Annotated in this window: 17 protein-coding genes; 10 read left to right on the forward strand and 7 right to left on the reverse strand. The window is 63.1% G+C overall.

Features of this window, described 5'->3' with window-relative positions; all coding sequences use genetic code 11:
• Positions 1-30 precede the first annotated feature (30 nt).
• Genes C8D92_RS08460 through C8D92_RS08475 form a run of 4 tightly spaced genes read left to right on the forward strand, consistent with a single transcriptional unit; the run spans position 31 to position 4,467 of the window.
• A complete protein-coding gene (locus C8D92_RS08460; RefSeq protein WP_095610987.1) occupies positions 31-1,200 on the forward strand; it encodes a response regulator in 1,170 nt (389 codons plus the stop codon).
• Positions 1,187-3,235: a GAF domain-containing sensor histidine kinase gene (locus tag C8D92_RS08465; RefSeq protein WP_116919080.1), complete on the forward strand. Its 2,049-nt coding sequence runs from the start codon at positions 1,187-1,189 to the stop codon at positions 3,233-3,235. Before C8D92_RS08460 ends, C8D92_RS08465 begins: the two co-directional genes overlap by 14 nt.
• A gap of 12 nt (positions 3,236-3,247) precedes the next feature.
• Positions 3,248-3,643, forward strand: coding sequence for a response regulator (locus C8D92_RS08470; RefSeq protein WP_116919081.1), 396 nt, complete (start codon positions 3,248-3,250; stop codon positions 3,641-3,643).
• A 5-nt stretch (positions 3,644-3,648) separates the two neighbouring features.
• Positions 3,649-4,467 (forward strand): polyphosphate kinase 2 family protein, encoded by an 819-nt coding sequence (locus C8D92_RS08475; RefSeq protein WP_243402406.1) that lies wholly within the window; start codon positions 3,649-3,651, stop codon positions 4,465-4,467.
• Here C8D92_RS08475 and C8D92_RS08480 read toward each other — a convergent pair whose 3' ends face one another.
• Positions 4,468-5,292: a TatD family hydrolase gene (locus C8D92_RS08480; RefSeq protein ID WP_116919083.1), complete on the reverse strand. Its 825-nt coding sequence runs from the start codon at positions 5,290-5,292 to the stop codon at positions 4,468-4,470.
• Positions 5,293-5,360: 68 nt separating this feature from the next.
• On the opposite strand from C8D92_RS08480, the gene C8D92_RS08485 reads away from it, so the two are divergent.
• On the forward strand, positions 5,361-6,602 hold the full coding sequence (locus C8D92_RS08485; RefSeq protein ID WP_116919084.1) for a methyltransferase: 1,242 nt from the start codon (positions 5,361-5,363) through the stop codon (positions 6,600-6,602).
• On the opposite strand, the gene C8D92_RS08490 is transcribed toward C8D92_RS08485, so the two are convergent.
• The 3 genes from C8D92_RS08490 to C8D92_RS08500 all read right to left on the reverse strand — a co-directional run bounded on the left by C8D92_RS08490 (position 6,544) and on the right by C8D92_RS08500 (position 10,758).
• Entirely contained in the window at positions 6,544-7,026 is a 483-nt protein-coding gene (locus tag C8D92_RS08490; protein WP_116919085.1) for a hypothetical protein, read from the reverse strand. The genes C8D92_RS08485 and C8D92_RS08490 overlap by 59 nt on opposite strands.
• Positions 7,027-7,095: 69 nt before the next feature.
• A complete protein-coding gene (locus C8D92_RS08495) occupies positions 7,096-8,313 on the reverse strand; it encodes an OmpA family protein (RefSeq protein WP_116919086.1) in 1,218 nt (405 codons plus the stop codon).
• 192 nt (positions 8,314-8,505) lie between these two features.
• Positions 8,506-10,758, reverse strand: coding sequence for an ATP-dependent helicase (locus C8D92_RS08500; protein ID WP_116919234.1), 2,253 nt, complete (start codon positions 10,756-10,758; stop codon positions 8,506-8,508).
• Between the two features lie 137 nt (positions 10,759-10,895).
• On the opposite strand from C8D92_RS08500, the gene C8D92_RS08505 reads away from it, so the two are divergent.
• The 3 genes from C8D92_RS08505 to C8D92_RS08515 all read left to right on the forward strand — a co-directional run bounded on the left by C8D92_RS08505 (position 10,896) and on the right by C8D92_RS08515 (position 14,155).
• Positions 10,896-11,279 (forward strand): DUF2237 family protein, encoded by a 384-nt coding sequence (locus tag C8D92_RS08505; protein ID WP_116919087.1) that lies wholly within the window; start codon positions 10,896-10,898, stop codon positions 11,277-11,279.
• A gap of 2 nt (positions 11,280-11,281) precedes the next feature.
• Positions 11,282-13,363: a tRNA(Met) cytidine acetyltransferase TmcA gene (locus C8D92_RS08510; protein ID WP_095610996.1), complete on the forward strand. Its 2,082-nt coding sequence runs from the start codon at positions 11,282-11,284 to the stop codon at positions 13,361-13,363.
• A 120-nt stretch (positions 13,364-13,483) separates the two neighbouring features.
• Positions 13,484-14,155, forward strand: coding sequence for an ankyrin repeat domain-containing protein (locus C8D92_RS08515; protein WP_116919088.1), 672 nt, complete (start codon positions 13,484-13,486; stop codon positions 14,153-14,155).
• Positions 14,156-14,340: 185 nt separating this feature from the next.
• On the opposite strand, the gene C8D92_RS08520 is transcribed toward C8D92_RS08515, so the two are convergent.
• A complete protein-coding gene (locus C8D92_RS08520) occupies positions 14,341-15,450 on the reverse strand; it encodes an enoyl-CoA hydratase/isomerase family protein (protein WP_116919089.1) in 1,110 nt (369 codons plus the stop codon).
• A gap of 138 nt (positions 15,451-15,588) precedes the next feature.
• On the opposite strand from C8D92_RS08520, the gene C8D92_RS08525 reads away from it, so the two are divergent.
• Positions 15,589-15,900 (forward strand): c-type cytochrome, encoded by a 312-nt coding sequence (locus C8D92_RS08525; RefSeq protein ID WP_409456172.1) that lies wholly within the window; start codon positions 15,589-15,591, stop codon positions 15,898-15,900.
• Between the two features lie 19 nt (positions 15,901-15,919).
• Here C8D92_RS08525 and ppnN read toward each other — a convergent pair whose 3' ends face one another.
• Complete coding sequence (gene ppnN, locus C8D92_RS08530; RefSeq protein ID WP_116919090.1) at positions 15,920-17,320, reverse strand: nucleotide 5'-monophosphate nucleosidase PpnN; 1,401 nt, start codon at positions 17,318-17,320, stop codon at positions 15,920-15,922.
• A gap of 105 nt (positions 17,321-17,425) precedes the next feature.
• Here ppnN and thiI point away from each other — a divergent pair, with 105 nt between their 5' ends.
• The gene (thiI, locus tag C8D92_RS08535; RefSeq protein ID WP_116919091.1) at positions 17,426-18,874 is read left to right on the forward strand and encodes a tRNA uracil 4-sulfurtransferase ThiI; all 1,449 of its coding nucleotides are present in this window, start codon (positions 17,426-17,428) and stop codon (positions 18,872-18,874) included.
• A gap of 175 nt (positions 18,875-19,049) precedes the next feature.
• Here the strand turns inward: thiI and C8D92_RS08540 are convergent, their stop codons facing one another.
• Entirely contained in the window at positions 19,050-20,057 is a 1,008-nt protein-coding gene (locus tag C8D92_RS08540) for a histone deacetylase family protein (protein WP_095611002.1), read from the reverse strand.
• Positions 20,058-20,131: the final 74 nt, after the last annotated feature.

The following is a 20,131-nucleotide window of genomic DNA, read 5'->3' on the forward strand; positions in this document are numbered from 1 at the left end:
GCACTTCCTTAAGACCCTAAGAGGAGACTCATGCAGGTTCTGATCATTGAGGATGATCCACTGGTCCAGGGGTTGATTGCATCCATTGTCGAAGGGATTTACAACGATGTTCGGGTCTTTACCGCTGAGTCGGTTACGGAGGCTGAGGGGCAGTGGTCGCCGGGCGAATTTGTCCTGCTGATCTGTGACTGGCAGCTCCCCGATGGTTCAGGGCTGACGTACCTGAAGTCGATTCGTCAGTCGGACCCGGATGTCCGATTGCTGATGATCACCGCGCGCTCTGATCGACAGAGTGTTCTGGCCGCAGCCCGTGTTGGTATTGATGGATTTGTGACCAAGCCGTTTCAGGTTGAGGGGCTGCGGGAGCGACTGATCAGTATACTGCCGCCTGGGACAGTGTCGGCACCGGCGCTGAGTGTTGACGAGTGGTTGTCGGAAGCTCTGGGACACCCCCTCCAATTACCCTCCGATCTGAATCCCGCAGATGTCATGGCGTTGCAGGCACGCCGGAGCGAACTGACAATCGGTTTGCTGGCAACGCAGTGGCAAGGGGCCTCGGCATTGGTTGCGCGCCTGATGGACGCGGCGAATCGGCAGTCTCTGCGCCGGGCTGGCCAATCCACAGAGAGTCTCCGGGATGCCGTCGCCGAGCTGGGAGTGGAGAGATCCATGGATCTTGCGTTGAGTATGTCACTCGACATCGTGAACGCAATTGACGCGCCGGGACTGGTCGATAAAGCCCGTCAACTGGTCCAGGAAGGCGAGCGGCGCGCAAGCCTGGCCGCGGAGTTGGCTCGGCAAGTGGGTGTCGATGTCAGTCTCTGCAGAAGTGCCGGTCTGCTCAGCAACCTTGGAGAGCTGGGCGTTATCACCGCCCTGCAGCGTTTTATTCGGCAGGGAGGAGAGCTCCCTGACGATCGCGTTGACGCGCTCGTGGGTACCTGGAGCTCGGAATACGGCAACCGACTCAAGCGGCAGTGGCGTTTGCCGCTGGAGCTGCGCGAGCACGTCGGCGCGCTCTACGACCTGCGCGGTGATGCGGTCCAGGCGTCGCGGCTGGTCATGCGGTACACCGGGTTGCTCTTGAGCGAACGGAGCACAGAGCCGGAGCGATCGCATCTCGAGGGGCTTCTGGGGATTGCCCCAGAGTTTGGGGACACACTGGTTGCGCACCTGGGGAAAGACGATGGGCCGACCTGACGATGAGCATCAGCGTCTGCAGTCGCTGTATGCAACCGGACTTCTGAACACACCGTCTGAGGCCCGGTTCGATCGCTATACCCGGATCGCAACCCGGTTGTTTGATGTGCCGGTGGCACTGATATCCCTGGTCGACACGGACCGCCTCTGGTTCAAGTCAGCAGCCGGTACGACGAGGACGGAAATGTCACGTCGTGGATCGTTCTGCACCCACGCTATTCTGGCGGATGCACCGCTGGTCGTGGAGAATGCGCTCGAAGACGACCGCTTCTGTGACAATCCACAGGTTCGCCAAGCCCCCGGCTATCGCTTCTATGCCGGTGTGCCACTGCATGGTGAGAGTGGCCACCGGATCGGCACATTGTGTCTGCTCGATGACCGCCCCCGTGACTTCGCAGAAGAAAACCGGCAGCAGCTCATTGAACTGGCGGGTTGTGTGGACGATGAACTCAAGCGCTCTGCGGCGTCGCACTTTGAGTCCGTGATGGAACGGCTGGTGTTGATCCAGACCCAGAACCTGGATGATCCGGGTGAGCGCATCCGTCAGGGCGTCCGCCTGGGCTGCGAGTACCTTGGCCTTCCCATTGGCATCGTCAGTCGCATTGACGGTGACAGCTACACCGTCTTGACCCAGGTGTCGCCAGAGGATGCGTTGGTTGATGGCCAGACGTTCTCGCTGGGACAGACGTACTGCAGCATACTGCTGCGCCAACCCGATGTGCTGTCCATCGAACACATGGGCGAATCCGAGTATGCGGGCCATCCCTGCTATCAGGCCTTCGGTCTTGAGAGTTACATCGGCGCACCACTGACCGTTCAGGGTGCGCCGTACGGCACTCTCAACTTCTCGTCGCCGTATCCGCGCGTTCCCGGTGGGTTTTCGGATATGGACCGCAACCTGATCCGTCGGCTGGCTAGCTGGGTGAGTGCGATGCTGGATCACTGGCAGGCACGGGAATCGAGCCTTGCGGGCGAACGCCGCTTCCAGCACTTTTTTGACATGTCCCCCATCGGGCTGATCCGCAATGACTATCAAACCGGGCGATTTCTGGACGTCAACGAGGCGTTTCTGAGACAGACGGGATACGATCGTCAGACGTTGCTTTCCCTCTGTAATGAGGACATCACGCCCGAGGAAACCTACCGCGAGGACCAGCGACGCCTGGCGACCATCCCTGGCGACACTCAGTTCGGGCCTTATGAGAAAACCTTCATCCGTGCGAACGGCGACCACTATCCCGCCATGATGCACGGCGTTGTGATGCGCGAAGCTGGCGACCGGGAGGTGGTCTGGTCCATGGTGGAAGACATGACCGAGCGGCATCGGCTCGCGCGAATGCAGCGCCAGTTCGTTTCCACGGTCAGCCATGAATTGAGGACTCCGCTGACCAGTCTGAACGGTATTCTCAGGCTGCTTGGTGCGGGTGTTACCGGTGCGTTGCCGGACCGGGCGACGGATCTGGTCCAGAGGGCGGAGCGCAATGGCGAGCGACTCGCGGCACTGATCGATGACCTGCTGGATATGGAAAGACTGGTTGCCGGACGGATGTCGATTCATCCGGAGGTGGTCGATGTGGGTCGCCTGGTCCGGGAGGCGATTGACGGCAATCGACCGTATGCCGACCGATTGAACGTGACACTGGCGCCCAGGATTGAGGTCGATACCGCCTGGGTCCGGGTGGATCGACGGCGTTTTGATCAGATACTGACCAATTATCTGTCGAATGCCGCCAAGTTTTCAGGGGACTCCGGCGTTGTTGATATTGATGTGTGTCGCTCGGCTGACGGACTCGTGCGGATTGCGGTTGCGGACCGTGGCGAAGGGGTGCCAGCGGCTTTCCGGCCCCGCCTGTTTGAGGCATTTGCTCAGTCTGACAGTTCGACAAAGCGGTCCCTGCCAGGAACCGGACTCGGTCTGTCGATCTGCCGGGAGCTGGCTACCTTGATGGGTGGCGATGTGGGTTATGAGCCGCGCGACGGCGGGGGGTCGGTTTTCTATGCGCGATTTCCGGAGGTTGGACTCAATGACTCGTGATCGGGTGACAGAATGAACCTGGAGAGAATTCTCTGCATTGAGGATGAGGTCGATATCCGCACTGTGGTGGACCTCGCGCTGTCGACGGTTGGGGCCTTCACGGTCCGGCTGTGTGACTCCGGCGATGGCGCAGTGGATGCGGCCCGTGATTTTCGCCCCGATCTCATCCTCCTGGATGTCATGATGCCCGGTATGGATGGTCCTCAGACGCTGGCGGCCCTGAAGGGTGACCCCGAATTGTCCGGGATTCCGGTTGTCTTCATGACGGCCAAGGTCCAACCCTACGAGGTGGAGGAATACCTGCAGCAGGGAGCGATTGACGTCATTGCGAAGCCATTCGATCCGATGACGCTGGCCGACCGGGTGAGCACCATCTGGGCACGTTGGCGTCGTGAGGGCGTCGAATGAGGGATATGAAGGCCTACACGTGGAACCGGAAGCGGACGGCGCTTGGCGAATACCCATACAAGGTGTCCTCCGCCGGCGATCTGCCGGATCTGGATGAGAGCCTGAAACAGATTGGCGAATACCAGAGGCGTCTTCGGGCCAATGGTCGTCGATCGCTGCTACTGGTCGTGCATGGGCCGGACGCCAGTGGAAAAGACAGTCTGATACGGACGCTGGCCACCTACATGGACCCGACCGGTTTTCATGCCTGGTCCTTCAGTCGTCCCTCGGGGATGGAACAGCGCCACGACTTTCTCTGGCGCATTGTCCCCTGCCTGCCCGCTGCCGGTGAGGTCGCCGCATTCAATCGCAGTCACCACGAGGCGGTGATGGCCGAAAGACTGTGGCCCGTGCACGATCCGGACTCCTATGACTGGGCTGGGCGCTACGACGCGATTTGCGCCTTCGAGCGTCATCTGGTGCGTGAGGGTACTCAGGTCATCAAAATCTGGCTGAACGTTTCCGAGAACGAGCAGGCCAAGCGTCTGCTCAAGCGACTGGAGAAGGCCCGCAAGCGCTGGAAGTTCGATGGGGCGGATCTGGAAGCCTGGCGACGACGAGAGGATTATCACCAGATCGCCTCTGAGGCGATCACAGCGACCCACGCCGACGAGGCGCCGTGGTGGATCATCCCCGGCGACAATAAACCCGAGGCTCGGGCGCTGGTTGCCGCCGCCCTGGCCGAACGCCTCGCCACCATGGCCCCGGATTACCCGCCGCCGGATGAAGACGCCCTGAGCGCCTACCGCACGCTGCTGGCGGACCGCTATCGGAACGGGCGCTGATCAGGCGGCCTGTGGCCCGTTCTCAAAGAACGTCCGCAGACTGTTTTGGTAGGTGGTCTCCAGAACCGTCTCGAGTGACAGGTCTTTGACGTTGGCCACGTTTTCCGCGATGAAAGGGATATAGAACGGCGCGTTCTCCCGGCCGCGGTACGGGTCCGGTGTCAGGAAAGGCGAATCGGTTTCCAGCAGCAGCTGGTCAATTGGGGTCATGCGGATAATATCCCGCACGCTCTCGGCTTTCTTGAAAGTGGAAATGCCGTTGAAGCCCAGGGACCAGCCGTTATCCAGTGCGTACCGCGCCAGCTCCGGCCCGGAGGTGAAGCTGTGAATGACGCCGCGGCGCTTCTGGATGGTCTCGAATTCTTTCAGGATGGCGATGGTATCCTCGTCCGCCTCGCGGCTGTGGATGACGACCGGCTGATCGTGGTCGGCGGCAATCTGCAGCTGGCGGCGGAACACGTCCTGCTGGGTCGCGCGGTCGGAGTGGTCATAGAAATAGTCGAGCCCGATCTCGCCAATGGCGACGATTTTCTCATCACGGGCGTGGCGATTGATCTCGGTATCCACCGCGTCCGTCCAGGTTTCCGCTTCGTGGGGATGAATGCCCTGGGTGCCGTACACAAAAGGCGCACTATGGGTCAGTTCGCGCACGGTCGGCAGATTGTCCGGAGATACGGCAATGGTAATCACGCGCTCAATGTTGACCCGTTGCGCCTCGGACAGGGTCTCCGACAGTGGCCGGTCCTTGAGATAATCCAGGTGGCAGTGGGTTTCGATGATGGGCCGGTCAAAGACCGGAATGTCGCGACGCTTTTTCTTGCCCATGGTTGGTCCGGAATCATGCAGAATTTGGCAGAGTCTAACACTCTCAACGCAGCACTTCAGGCGACCCGATGATCAACGACACATGGCAGCACTGGCAGGCGCTCGACCGATGGCTGGGAGGCCTGGCGGACTTCTGGGCGGTCTCGCCGTTCATCACGCCCACGCCTGCCTGGTCGCGCCACGAGCCGTCGCTGGATGCCTGGTTGCTGGCCCTGTCCGATGAAGAGTGCGTGCATTTCGAGCAGTCGCCCGACGCACTGGCTGACGCACTGCCGGCTGGACAGGACTGGGCCCGTCAACGACGGGAACTGGTGGCACTGCCGTCATTGGCGATGGACAACCGGGCCTTGCCGGAGAAGCACGCGCCGGGCATGCCGGGCCGCAAACGGGAGCAGGCGGGTTGGTTTGCCGGCGCCGTTCAGCCAATGGCCGGGTCGGTCATGGACTGGTGTTGCGGCACGGGCCATCTGGCGCGAACGCTGGCGGCGGCATCGCCGGTCTCGGTGACCGGCCTGGAATGGCAACGCCGGCTGGTGCAGCGTGGCAATGCGATGGCACAGGAGCGGGGGGAACCGGTCTCGCTGTGGGCACAGGACGTGCTGGACACCACGTTCCCCTGGCCGCCGGTGGAACAGGCAGTGGCGCTTCACGCCTGCGGCGATCTGCACCGCACTTTGCTGTCGGGAGCGGTCGAACAAACGCTGGATCGTCTTTGCCTGTCGCCCTGCTGTTACCACCTGACCCAGGCCGATTCACCTTCCTGGCTTTCCCGGCGGGCCCGCGATCACGGCCAGTCCCCACGGCCTGACCGTCACCAGCGTCGTCTGGCGGTTCAGGAAGCCGTAACAGCGTCTGCGGGAGAGAGGCGTCGCAACGACCGGGCCCGCCTCTGGCGTCTGGGGTTTGATAGTCTGCAACGCCATGTTCGGGGAAGGGACGAGTACCTGCCGTTGCCGTCCATGCCACGATCCGTGCAGAAGGGCGACTTTGCCGGATTCTGTGCCTGGGCGGCCGGACGCAAGGGGCTGTCGTTGGCGGATGATGTGGATTACGCCGTCTGGCTGGCCTCCGGTGAACGCCGTCATCACGCGACCCGTCGCCGGGAGCTGCTCTGGCATCTGTTCCGCCGCCCCATAGAGCTCTGGCTGGTGCTCGATTATGCGCTGTTTCTGGAGGAACAGGGCTACCGCGTCCGCCTCGGAACCTTTTGTGACCGAACATTGACCCCGCGTAATCTGTTGCTGGATGCCGTCAGGGATCGGCGTACTCCACACGCTCCACGCAGCCATCACGAAAATACACCCGGGTGATCTCGTACAGGCGGCCGTAGTAGTCGGTGGTGTAGACCCAGGTTTGCTGGGGAACCGGATAGGTTTCCGGTGGGCGCCCGAAGGCCCGACGGACGTGATCCCGCGTCATGCCGCGAACCACCTCGTCACGGATCAGGTGTCGGCGCAGATTGGTGGAGGGAATGTGTTGGCAGGGGCTGGCGTCGCTGGTTGGTTCCGGCTCGCCCTCGCTGTCCGGGGAGGATGCCGTGTCGTCGGCGGGGTCGGACAGACCATCCGGCACCCGAAAGTCGCCACCCAGTGGCCGGGTGTTGAGTGGCACGGTTTCCGCGTCCTCACCGCAGACCGTGTCGGAATAGGTGCTTCCGCACCGGTAGACCTCGGCGAAGCCACCGGCGGGAAGACTGATCAGTAATAGCAGAAACGGTCCCGTCCGCAGGCCCATGGCCCTCTCCGCTCGGAACCGGCCGGCCCATAGCGGGCCAGCCGGGACAGGACCGCTCAGTCCTGTCGGTTAGCGTTCAACCTGGATGCGGGCTTCGACTCGACGATTTTCGGCTCGGCCCGAGGCGGTGTCGTTGCTCGCCACCGGCTCGCTTTCACCATACCCGGTCGCGCCAACGCGGCTGCTGTCTACGTTCAAGCGCTCGACCAGGCGATTCGCAACCGCTTCCGCCCGACGCTGGGACAGTGCCTGGTTGTAGCTGGCCTCACCCGCACTGTCCGTGTGACCGGCAATTTCGACGATGGTTTCCGGGTTGGCCTTTAGGAAGTCCGCCACACGCTGGAGTTCCGCATCGTACTGGTTGCCGATCACCGAGCTGTTGGTCGGGAACTGGATGTTGAGGGTAAAGGTCTCGACCGACTCGGTCTCACCGGTGCAGCCGGTGTTGTCCACCGTCGCGCCCGCGCTCGTTCCCGGGCACTCGTCCCGGCTGTCGACCACGCCGTCGTTATCGCTGTCGGTTTCGCAGCCGCGGCTGTCCACCGAGGCACCGGCCGGTGTGTTCGGGCACTGATCGGCGCTGTCGACCACACCGTCATTGTCGGCATCGGTCTCGCAGCCCTGGCGGTTCACGGACGCGCCGCTCGCTGTATTCGGACACTGGTCACGGTTGTCATTGACGCCGTCGTTGTCGCTGTCCATCGGCTCCGGTTCGGGTGCCGGCTCACTGTCTGCACTGCGCCCGAAGGCGAGACTGAAACCCAGCGACGCCTGAGTGTCAAAGGTGCTGTCGTCGATGCCGTGAAACTCGCGCACGTCAAACCGGGCCGAGAACCCCTCACTGAAGTTATAGCGGAAGCCGGCACCGGCGTTCACGCGGGTCTCCCGCGTGTTGAACGTGCCCAGCGTTTTGGTCCGGCCCGCATCGCCCTTCCATTCGGCATCACCAGCGCCGACGGCGACGTATGGGTTCCAGGTGTCATGGGGGTTGGCAAAGTAGTACAGGCCGTCCAGTCGCAGCTCCTGAAACCCGCTGTTGCCAGGTTGGTGCTGACGGTCCGCATTGGCCCGGGAAAAAGCGCCTTCCACCGCCCAGCGGTCCGTGAAGCGGTATTCGAGGCCGATATTGAAAGTGTCGGTTTCGCTCAGATCCCGGTCTTCGTCAAACAGCTGCATGCCGATCGACGGGTTGATGTAAATGTGCTGAGAGTGGTCCTCCGCTGCGAAAGCGGGTGTTGCCATCGCGGCGGCAAGGGCCGCAGCAGCGAGCGGTCGCATGTTGGCCATGCAGAATCTCCTGTTCCATTCGAGTTGGTGTTGATTCTTGTCGTCTTCCATCCGTCCGAATCCTGATGTGACCCGGGCGCATTTACCGACAATTTAAGCCATATCAGGACTTTTTTACAGGACGCTCGTCCCTTTTAACCGGTTCCCCCGAATGGGTGTCGCTGGTCGACTGAGAGGGGCCGGATGTTGGGGTCAGCGGCTGGGATCCGGGCGGAAATACAGATGGGCATTGTGTTTGGTGAAATCGAGGATCCGGCCATCGTCGAACCGCACCTGAAATGAGCGGTCTTCCTCAGTGGTGACCGTGCCGCCGCCGAGAATGGCGTGCGTCACCCGTTCGTGGTGCCAGATTGATGATGCGGCCTCATCGTCACCCTCCGCCTGATCCGCGTCAAAGGTCAGTCCTTCGCGTGTCAGGTAGCGATGACTGACCGGGGTGGCCGGATGTTGGCTCTGCAGTGTCGTCCCCGCCTCCGGCGCCTGGTCCAATTGCTGCCCTAGATCCTTGGAAAGGGGCAGCGACAACTCGGCGACAAAGCGGCTGGGGGCCTGATCACCGTCCAGGTGTGCGGGCCCGGATGCGGGAGGCCCGATCAGGTGCAGTTCGTCCTGTGCCCGGGTCATGGCCACGTAAAGCAGGCGGCGCTCGCTTTCGATCTGGTCCCGGGTCAGGTTGCCGTCCCGGACCCGGTGCGGCAGGTATTTCTCCTGCAGACCGGGGATCACGACCACCGGCCACTCCAGCCCCTTGGTGCGGTGAACGGTGGAGAGCCGGACACCGCCCCGGTTGGTCTGACGGGCCTGGTGGCGCAACTGGTCCAGGTGGGACAGCGCCTCCGGGGCGGCGACGTCCAGCGAGCGCAGATAGCGCTGGAAGCCCTGTACCGTGTCGATCCGCTCGTCTGCCGCCTCGTGGGTCATGGCCAGGCTGCGGATGCCCTCGAACAGGTCTGTGGCATCGGCGTAGCGGGCAATGAGCTGGTGGGCCGGCCCGCTGAAACCGTCGAGCGCAGTCAACGCTTCCCCGAGCCGTTTGAGCTTGCGGGCCGCCATCGCGGTCATGGATTCAAAATCGAGATTCAGCAGGCGTTGTCCCCAGTCGCGGTCGAAGTGCGCCAGGGACCTGGAAAGATCCCTCAGCTCGCTTTCCTTCAGGCCACAATGCGGAAATCTCAGCAGGCGGCGGGCAACCGGTTCACGACTTTCCGGCGGCAGGGCCGGAAGGTGGCCGGCGCAGACGCGGAGAATCTGCGTGATGGCCTCCACTTCATGGGTAAAGAGCGCGCCTTTGCCGCTGTCGATCTGATAGGGAATCTGGCGGGCCAGAAGCTGCAGTTCAATCGGCACGCTCTGACTCCAGACGCGAAACAGCACGGCCATGCGATCCAGTGCGTCCCGGCTCCCCTCAATGAGCGGGAGCAGCGCGTCACTGTCCTGTTGAGTCGGGTGATGGTGTACCCGGGTCGCCGGCGTGGCCGGGTGGGCGTGGCTCAGCACATTATGGCGCCCCTGGTTGTGGGTGATCAGGTGATTGGCCGCGAGCGTGAGCTGATGACCGTGGCGGAACGTCAGGCTCAGGGTCCGCTGCCGGGGCTGGTCGAACTCGTCCGTGAACCGGTGCAGGATGAACGCCGGCTCGGCGCCCCGGAACTCATAGATGGTCTGGTCCGGATCACCCACCACGGTCACCCGCGCCCGATCGCCGGCGACATAACGCAGCAGCAGGTGCTGGATCTCGTTGGTGTCCTGATACTCGTCCACCAGCACCAGATCCATTTTGTTGCCCACCAGCCGTTGTAGGGGCGGGTTCCGATGAATGGCGAGAACCGGCTCATAGAGCATGTCCGCGTAGCTGATCCGGCTGTGGCGTTTGCGCCACTGCTCGAAGCTGTGGAACAGGTCCACCAGATAACGGTGTTTCGCCGCATGGCCCTGTTCCTCGAAAATCTGTTCCGGGGGCTTGATGGTGGTCTTCACCTGATCGATGAACCCGGCGCCCATCTCCACAAATTCCTTTTTGTTGCGACGCACCTCATCCTGCAGATCTTCAGGCACGAGCTGGCGGGTGAGTTGCCAGACCTGGAAGTGGATTTCCTGCTCGCTCAGCACCTCACGGTTGAAGTCGGGCAGGTAGCCTTCGCGGACGAACCGTTGGTAGAGGCGGAATCCCATGGAATGGTAGGTCCGCACATCCGGCGGGCTCAGGCGGGTGTCGGGAGCGATGGCGGTGAGCTTGCGCTGGAAGTCCTCACGGGCCCGGCGGTTGAACATCAGCACGAGCATGCGCCGGGCCGCCTGGCCCTGATGCAGCAGGTAGTGGATGCGCCAGGCCATGGTCGTGGTCTTGCCACTGCCGGCCACCGCCGTTATCAGCGTGTGCTCGTCGTCAGCGGTAATGATGGCGCGTTGTTCGTCGGTCAGGTGGGGCGGCAGCGGGAATGTCATGGCGTTATTCTGGCATGGTGACCGGGGCTCATCCATAATGGCCCGTCATTTTCCAGGCGTCCTGATCGCCAACGCCGGGGCCTTTCTGGAGCAGGCGGTTGATGGTCAGGCGTTTTCAAAGAGAGGAGACCGGTGTCATGGCGGCATCAGCCGATCAGTCCTGCAACGTGCTGGGCGAAGTCCTCGAAGAATGCGGTCGCGATCCGGAAACCGGTTTTTACCGTGATGGGTGCTGTCGGGTCGGACCCGACGATTTCGGTGTCCATGCCGTCTGCGCGGTGCTGACCGATGAATTCCTGGCATTTTCCAGTGCCCGGGGTAACGACCTGTCGACACCGCGGCCGGAGTTCGGCTTTCCCGGCCTCAAAGCCGGCGACGCCTGGTGTTTGTGCGCCAGTCGCTGGCAGGAGGCCTGCGAGGCCGGCCGGGCGCCCCGTGTCCGTCTGCGGGCCACCAGCGAGGCGGCCCTTGAGGTGTGCGCCCTCGACGACCTCAAGCGTCACGCTATCGATCTGAACTGATTATGGAACGGTGGCAGCGCTGGTTACGGCACCGTGGTGAGCGCCGTCTCGTGCTGGTCGAAACGACCGGCGCTGAAACGGGGCGGCGCTGGGCCCAACGGGTGATGGCCGATTGCCCGTCGAACCAGGCGCTCTGGGTGGCGGACGAGCCGCCGTCGCTGCCGGAGGCCGTCGCCTGGGCATCGGCGCGTCGGGCCCGGCACTGGCTGGGTCGTGAATGCGATCTGCTGGTCTGGGATGGCTGGCAGGGCAATGATCCGGATGCTCTGGCGGCTCTCGCGGGCAGCCTGTCGGCCGGAGGGCTGCTGATCTGGTTGATGCCACCCCGGGCCGACTGGCCGAGCTTTGCCGATCCGGACTACCCCCGTACCGGTCTGCCCACCAATGGATATCATCCGTTTGCCCGACGCCTGGCGTGGTGCCTTGACGGTGATCCGGCGGTCCTCACCGTGACCCCGGATGCGCCCACGCCGGCACCGCCCCAGGGGTGGGATGGCGAAGGCTTTGAGCCTGGTCCGACGGACGACCAGTCCCGCGCGGTTGCCGCGATTGTCCGGACGGGGGAAGGGCGCCGCCGTCGGCCATTGGTGCTGCGGGCCGACCGGGGCCGGGGCAAGAGCCATGCGCTGGGCGATGCGGCGGCCCGGCTGCTGCAGGGACGCCGTGAGCGGATTGTGGTCACGGCCCCGCGTTTCGAGGCGGTGTCGGTTCTGTTCCGAGCCGCGGCGGCGGCATGGCCCGACGCGACATGGGAGGGGCATACGCTCTGCGATAGTGAACGGTCATTGCGGTTTCTGCCGGCGGACGCTCTGCTGCGAACCCGCCCGGAGGCGGGGCTTGTGATCGTGGATGAGGCCGCCGGACTGCCCCCCTCCGTGCTTGGCGCGATTCTCACCGGCTGGCCCCGCGTGGTCTATGCGACCACGGTTCACGGATATGAGGGCACGGGCCGTGGTTTTGACGTGCGTTTCCGGGCCACACTGGACCGGGTTGCGCCACAGTGGCAGGCCCTGTCACTGACCGAACCGGTTCGCTGGTCGGCCTCCGATCCGCTGGAACCACTCCTCAGCCGACTGTTCCTGTTGAATGCGGAAGCGGCTGCAGTGGTGTCCGATGCGTCCATCACGGTCCGACCGTGGAATCCGGCGGAATCGGATGAAACGACCCTGAACCAGGCCTTTGGCCTGCTCACCGATGCCCACTACCGGACGACGCCGGCGGATCTGCGGCAGTGGCTGGACGATCCGGAGGCCCGGACCTGGCTGGCCTGGCAGGGTCGGACAGTGGTTGGCGCGCTCTGGGCCCGGCACGAAGGCGGGCTTCCGCAGGCGCTGGCCCATGAGGTCGCGGAAGGCCGCCGACGCCCCCGGGGGCATTTGCTGGCCCAGTCGCTCGCCACACACGGCGGTAATGCCGAGGCTGCAATCGCGCGCTGGTGGCGAATTACCCGGATCGCGGTGCACCCCGAATGCCGCCGGACGGGGATTGGTCGACAGCTCGTAGCGGCGGCGGTCGACGCGGCCGGAACGGCCGGCGTGGATCTGGTCGGGACCAGTTTTGGCGCGACCGGCATGTTGTCGGCGTTCTGGGAAGCGACCGGGATGAGGCCGCTAAGGCTCGGCCTTCACCGTGACAGCAGCAGCGGGGAGCACACCCTGCAGATGGCCCGGCCGGTGAGCGAATCCGGGCGGTGTCTCGTTGACGCTCTGGCCAGTCGTTTTGCCGAGCACTGGCCGCTTTTGCTGGGGTTCGAGCTGGCCGATCTTGAGCCGGGACTGGTGCTGCGGCTCACCGGTGCCTGGGCGAGCGAGCGGCCCCTCAGTGAAGACGATCGGCGGGAAATCCGGGCCTATGCGAATGGGTATCGCCTGACGGCGCTGTCGCGCCTGCCGCTGATCCGCCTGACTCAGCAGCCTGGTGTGGCGGCCCGGATTGCCACCTCCGGAGAGGGAGAACTCTGGTGTCGTCGGCTGCTCCAGAACCACGACTGGACCCGGCTTCAGCAGGATGGGATCTGCGAAGGCCGACGTGACGGCGAATCCCGGCTTCGGCAGCAGGCGGCGGACCTGATGGATTGGTTGTGAATGTGACCGGTTCGATGTCCGATCGGAACGGCATCATGCAGAATGGGCCACCATGACACCAAGCCGTTTCATAAGCGGTCCCGAAGCGGCGAAACATCCCGGAAGCAGGAATCTCCCGTCATGCACCGTCCGCTCGCCGCTGCCACGATTGTCTCGGCCTTTCTGGTCGCTTGTGCCGGTCAGCCCCGCCCCGCCAACCTGGATGTCGCCCAGGTCAGCGACGCAAGCAGTCCCATCATCCAGGCGGCCGCCGCCGGTAATACCGAGCGGGTGCGGGTGCTGTCCGAGGGTGACGCGGCCCTGAATACCCGCTCACCGGAGACAACGACGCTGACCGCCGCTGCGGCGGGTGGGCATGGCGAGACGGTCTGGTACCTGCTCAAACGCGGGGCGAACCCTGATCTGGCTTCGCTCTCCGGTCGGACGCCGTTGATGGTCGCCGCCCGCGAGGGCAATCAGGAGGTGATCCGGATGCTGTTGTCGGCGGGGGCGGAAGTGAACCGTCAGGCGCAGAACGGCCATTCACCACTGTCCATGGCGGCGCTGAACGGCAACCTGTCGACGGCCAAAAGACTGCTGACCGCTGGTGCGAACGTCAACATTGCGCCGGGGGGGCGGTCGTTGCTGATGCACGTGATTGAGCGGGGCGACCTGCTGATGGCGGAGGCCCTGATCGCCGCGGGCGCCAATACGGAGTACCAGGCCGCTGACGGGCAGACCGCCCTGGATGTGGCTCGTCAGGTCAACAACCGGGACCTAGAGATGCTGCTGATTCAGGCCGGGGCGCGGTGAGAATGCGGGTCGGCCACGGAAATCTCGGAAACCGTCCTTCGGACGGTGCCAAAGGGGTTTGAACGTTTTAAAGTCAAAAGGTCTGGAAGTGGCCGACAGTCATTCCTTCTTCTTTCAAGCTTTAGAACTCTAAAACCTTCTGACGCTCGCTTTAAGGCGTTTCAGCGTCTTTCCGTGGCAGACTCCTAGCCTTCCAGATCCGCCAGCGGGTGCTCGTCCTCGGCCCAGGGGGATTCAAAAAACGCGTCCACCGCGTCTCTCGGGACCTCCGGGACAGACGCGTGCTGCCACCGCGGCGACTGATCCTTATCAATGACCCGTGCCCGGATGCCTTCCCGGAAATCCGCCTTTTCGCAGCAGCGCACGGCCATGATCAGCTCCATCCGGAAGACCTCCGCGAGGGATAGTTGCAGCCCTCTGTGGAGGTGTTCCCAGACCAACCAGGGTGTCATTGGGCAGCCGTTGGCCAGATTGCTCCGTGCCTGCTGCCACCACTCATCGTCGCTTTCCCGTTCGAGAATGGCGTCCACGATGTCCGTGAGCGAACCCCGCCGGGCAATGCGGGCGATGGCCTGTTCGTGAAGGGCAAGCTGGCTCTCCGGCAAGGTCGCCGGTCGCTCGTTGGTGACCGTCGTCAGTAACTGGTGGAGTCGGTTGTCATCGGCGATGACATTGCCGGTCCAGTCGATATCACGCAGCCGGTCAAGCAGCGTGTCCTGATCGGTGTGCGCCAGTGCGAAGTCCGCCAGTCCCTCCCGCAGTGCGTCGGTGGCATTCAGGCGGGCCCCGGTAAGCCCCATGAACAGGCCGAGGCTGCCGGGCATGCGGTTCAGAAACCAACCCGATCCCACGTCCGGAAACAGGCCGATGGTGACTTCGGGCATTGCCATCCGGGCGTCCGGGGTGATCACACGATAGCGACTCGCGGCGAGCAGACCCAGGCCGCCGCCCATGATGATGCCGTGGGCCCAGCAGACCACGGGCTTGGGGAAACGATGGAGCTTGTGGTCCAGCCGGTATTCATTGCTGAAATAAGCGGTTGCGGTCTGGGCGGGGTCGCCCTTCTGCATGTCATGGTAGAGTTCACGGATGTCGCCGCCGGCGCAGAACCCTTTGTCGCCGGCCCCCCGGAGCACCACGGCATGAATGTCCGGATGATCGGCCCAGTCGTCCAGGCAGGCGTTCAGCGCGTTCAGCGTCTCAGTGGAGAGGGCGTTGAGCGCTTGGGGGCGGTCGAGGGTGATCAGCCCGACCTGGCCACGCCGACAGGTGAGTGTCTCGGTCTGGATGGACATGGGGTGATGGGCTCCTGCTCCGGAAAATGCGATATGTCACAGGGTAAAGGGTCTCAGGCGCGCCCTGTTGGCAGAATGGTACCAAAGTCTGAGTGGATGGACGGGAGGAACCCGGCAATGATAGGGCGATACTGGATCATGCCAGCACTGGTGTTGCTGGTTGGCTGCGAGGGTCGGGCGATGGCCGGCGACGTTCAGGCCGGACGGGAGAAGGCCGCCGTCTGTGCCTCCTGCCATGGGCACAATGGCCTGGCCCCGATCGAACGTTACCCCAACCTGGCCGGTCAGAACCGGGCCTACCTCGTGTCGGCCCTGGAAGCCTATCGGGACGGGGACCGCCAGGGCGGACAGGCCACCTTGATGCAGGGGCCGGCCTCGAATCTCAGCGATGAGGACATCGCGGACCTGGCGGCCTATTACGCCAGCCTGCCTGCTGACGGCGGTTCCTGACCAAAGGGGCCTCGCCCGTCTAATCCGTCCCGGTGGACTGCGTGGTGGTATCGATGATCCGGTAGCTGGGCCGGTACGCGGAGCTGCCGGGGAGTTTCATGCGATTCTGCCGAACGAAGGCGGCCAGCAGGTCATCCAGTGGCCTGAGCAGTTCCGGATCGCCCGCGATCTCGAAGGGGCCCCGCTCCTGAACCTGACGGATGCCCTGTTCCTTGACGTTGCCAGCGACGATGCCACTGAATGCCTTGCGGAGATTGGCGGCGAGCAGATAAGTCGGCTGATCGCGGTCCAGTTGCAGGGCGCGCATGCTTTCGTGGGTCGGGTCGAATGGCTTCTGGAAGACCGGATCGACGGTCAGCATCCAGTTGAAGTAATACGCGTCCTGGTGCTCGCGCCGGAAGGCCTCGACGGACTCAACGCCGTGCTTCATCGCCCGGGCGACGGCCACCGGGTCATCGATGATAATTTCGTAATGCTCCGCCGCCTCGTCGCCCAGCGCATTCCGGATAAAGCGATCAATCATCCGGAAATACTCGGCGTTCTCCTGACGCCCGGTCATCACAATCGGGAAGGGGATGTGACGATTGTCCGGGTGCAGCAGGACGCCCAGCAGATACAGGATCTCCTCAGCGGTGCCAACGCCGCCGGGAAAGATGACGATGCCGTGCCCGGCGCGGACGAACGCTTCGAGACGTTTTTCGATGTCCGGCATGATCACCAGCTCATTGACGATCGGGTTGGGCGCTTCCGCGCCAATGATGCCGGGTTCGGTAATGCCAATGTAACGACCGCCGGTAACCCGTTGCTTGGCGTGACCGATGGTGGCGCCTTTCATGGGGCCCTTCATGGCCCCCGGGCCGCAACCGGTGCAGATGCTCAGGTTCCGCAGGCCCAGTTCGTGGCCCACGTCTTTGGTGTACTTGTATTCGTCACGACTGATCGAATGCCCGCCCCAGCACACCACCATATCCGGCTGGTGGCCCGGCCTGAGCACCCGGGCATTACGCAGGATGTGGAAGATCAGGTTGGTGGTGGTCTCACCGTCATCGCGCCGGAACCCGGGTGCTGCCGCCAGAATCGAGTGGGCATAGATGATGTCCCGCAGGACCGCAAACAGGTGCTCGCGGATGCCCCGCAGCATTTCACCGTCCACAAACGCACTGGCCGGTGCGTTGATCAGTTCCAGTTTCAGCCCGCGCGGCTGCTGGATCAGTCGCAGATCGAAATCCGCGTGCAGGTCCATCAGATCCTTGCAGTCGTCCGTCTCGGTACCGATGTTCATCACGGCGAGCGCGCACTGTCGGAACAGCCGGTAAAGCCCGCCCTCCGACTTGTCCTTGAGTCGGTTGACTTCGTGGCTTGAAAGAATTTCCAGGCTGCCCTCGGGAGAAACCAGGGCATTCACTGTGTCGTCGGTCATGATGGTGTGTGGGTCCTGCAATGCGTATGAGTAGGGCAGCGGCTTTGTTCGCCACTGCGCGACAGGGTAAAATAGCGCAGTTTTTAACCGGATCGAAAGGTGTCCATGAAGTTTCTGATTCGCCCCTTTGCCGAAACAGCGATCAAGAGTCGTCCCGTGCGTCAGCAGCAGGTGCGTCAGCTGCGCCGGAACGTCCGTCGGATCCTGGCGCGGCTGGATGATCGCGTACAGGTTCAGGGTGGCTGGGACCGTGTGGATGTGCAACTGCCGGACGACGGGCTGACGCGCGAGCAGGTCATCACCACGCTGCAGCGCGTCCCGGGCATCAGTAACATCCAGGTGATCCGGGAATACCCGCTGGACTGTTTTGAGACGATTGCGGACATTGTCGTCAGCAGCTTTGAGCAGCGTCTTGCGGGTAAAAGCTTTGCCGTCCGGGTGCGCCGTTCGGGCAAGCATGACTTCAGTTCGCAGGATCTGGAGAAATACCTTGGGGGCGCGCTGCTGCGGCGGACAGACGCACGGGCGGTCAATCTCAATCATCCCGACGAACCGGTGCGCCTGGAAGTGATTGGCGATTATTTCCACGTTGTGGACGAGCGGTTTGAGGGCATGGGCGGTTACCCGATGGGCGCGGTGGAAAACGCGATGACGCTCATCTCCGGGGGCTACGACTCGTCTGTCGCCACCTATCTGAATATGCGCCGGGGTATCCGGACGCATTTTCTGTTCTTCGATCTGGGCGGCACCGCCCATGAGACGGGTGTCAAACAGGTGGCCTGGCACCTCTGGTCGCGCTACGGCTCGTCCCACTCGGTGCACTTCATCACGGTGCCGTTCGAGGAGGTGGTGGGCGAGATCATGCGCTCCGTCAACAACCGCTACTGGGGCGTGACGCTCAAGCGGGTGATGCTCCGGGCCGCCTCGGCAATCGCGGGTGAGACCAACGCGCAGGCGCTGGTGACCGGCGACTCGGTGGCGCAGGTGTCCAGTCAGACACTGACCAATATCAACGTGATCGACCGGGCCAGTGAGCAGGTGGTCCTTCGTCCGCTGATCAACATGGACAAGGGTGAAATCATCCGCCTGGCCGGTGAGATTGAAACGGACGAATTTGCGCGGAACATGCCAGAGTACTGCGGTGTGATATCCAGCAAGCCGGTCACCCGGGCCAAGGTTCACCGCGCGGAGGAGGAAGAGGCCAAAATGGACCCGGCCGTGCTCGCCAAAGCCATTGAAGACCGGGTGGCGACGCCGATCCACCGCCTGATGGAGACCCTCACCACACCGGAAGAGGTGGAGCTGGTCCGTACCCCCTCACTGGATGATGTCATCATCGACGTGCGCCACCCGACCGAGGAAGAGCGCGCGCCCCTGCACCTGACCAACAACGAGATCCTGCATATTCCGTTCTATGAACTCAGCCAGCATCTGAGCGAGCTGGCATCGGACCGGCGCTACCTGCTCTACTGCGACCGCGGCACCATGAGCCGCATGCACGCCGGTCAGTTGCAGGCCGAGGGGCTGCCGAATGTACAGGTGTATGCGCCTTAAGACCCATTCGCCACGGAAAAACACAGAAAGCACGGAAACCGTCCTTCGGACGGAAAAAAGACGTTTGAATGTTTTAATGTCAGAAAGTCAGAAAGCGGCTGAGAATCAACCGGCTTCTTTCAGACTTTCTGACCCTCTGACTTTCGCCCGAAGGGCGTTTCCGTGGCCGATCCTGTCAGTCATCCAGCCCTTTCAAAAACGCCTGCAGGTTCTCCGACAGGTGTTCCAGGTCATAGCCTCCTTCCTGCACGACCAGGGTGGGCAGATTGGCCTGGTGGATGCGCCGTCCGAGACGGTTGAAGCCGTCGGTGGTGACGGACACCTTGGCCTGAGGGTCGTCCTTGTAGATGTCGAAGCCGAGGGTGAGGATCAGGGCATCCGGTTCGAACAGGCGGATGGCGGCCATGGCCTTTTCCAGCGTTTCGAAGAAGTGTTCTTCACTGGCGCCGTGTGGCATGGGTAGATTGACGTTGTAGCCTTCACCGCGCCCCTCGCCGCGTTCTTCCTCGTAGCCGCTGGTGACCGGATAGAAGTTGGTCGGATCACCATGCACTGACACATAGAGCACGTCGTCCCGGTCGTAGAAAATTTCCTGAATGCCCTGACCATGGTGCATGTCCGTATCGAGAATGGCGATCTTCGGAAACCGGCCGATCATTGCCTCGGCGGCGATGGCAGCGTTGTTCAGATAGCAGAAGCCGCCGGCGGCATCCCGGCGGGCGTGGTGGCCCGGCGGACGGCTGATGGCATAGGACAGGCGATCACCGGCCATCAGGGCATCGGCTGCGCCCAATGCGGACTGGGCGGACCAGTAGGCCGCGTTCCAGGTGCCGGCCCCGATCGGGCAGCTACCGTCGGCCTGGTAGCGCCCGGCTTCGGCGAGAATGCTCTTGAGTGCATTCGGTGAGCGCACAAAGATGTTGGACATCACCTCGTCGCCCCAGTCCTCGGGCCAGCGGTCATGGGCCGACTCGAGAAAACGCAGGTAGCCCAGATCGTGAACCTTCGCAATGGGGCCCGGTCCCTGATCGCAGGGCTCGCGGACATCCACCTCCATCTCGCCGAGTCCCTTCAGCATTTCCCGGGTCCGGTCGGGCACTTCCTGCGGCGAACGCATCTGGCCACGGGTGAAATAACTCTGCGGGTTGTGCTGGTCCTGTGCCGGATGGAAAAACGCTTTCATGCTCGGGCCTCCGCTGATGAGGTTGGGAATGGCAACCCTTTGAGTATAGGCACCCTTTTTCGTCCGCCTCAAGC

Source organism: Tamilnaduibacter salinus (assembly GCF_003096655.1).
GTDB classification, from domain to species: domain Bacteria; phylum Pseudomonadota; class Gammaproteobacteria; order Pseudomonadales; family Oleiphilaceae; genus Tamilnaduibacter; species Tamilnaduibacter salinus.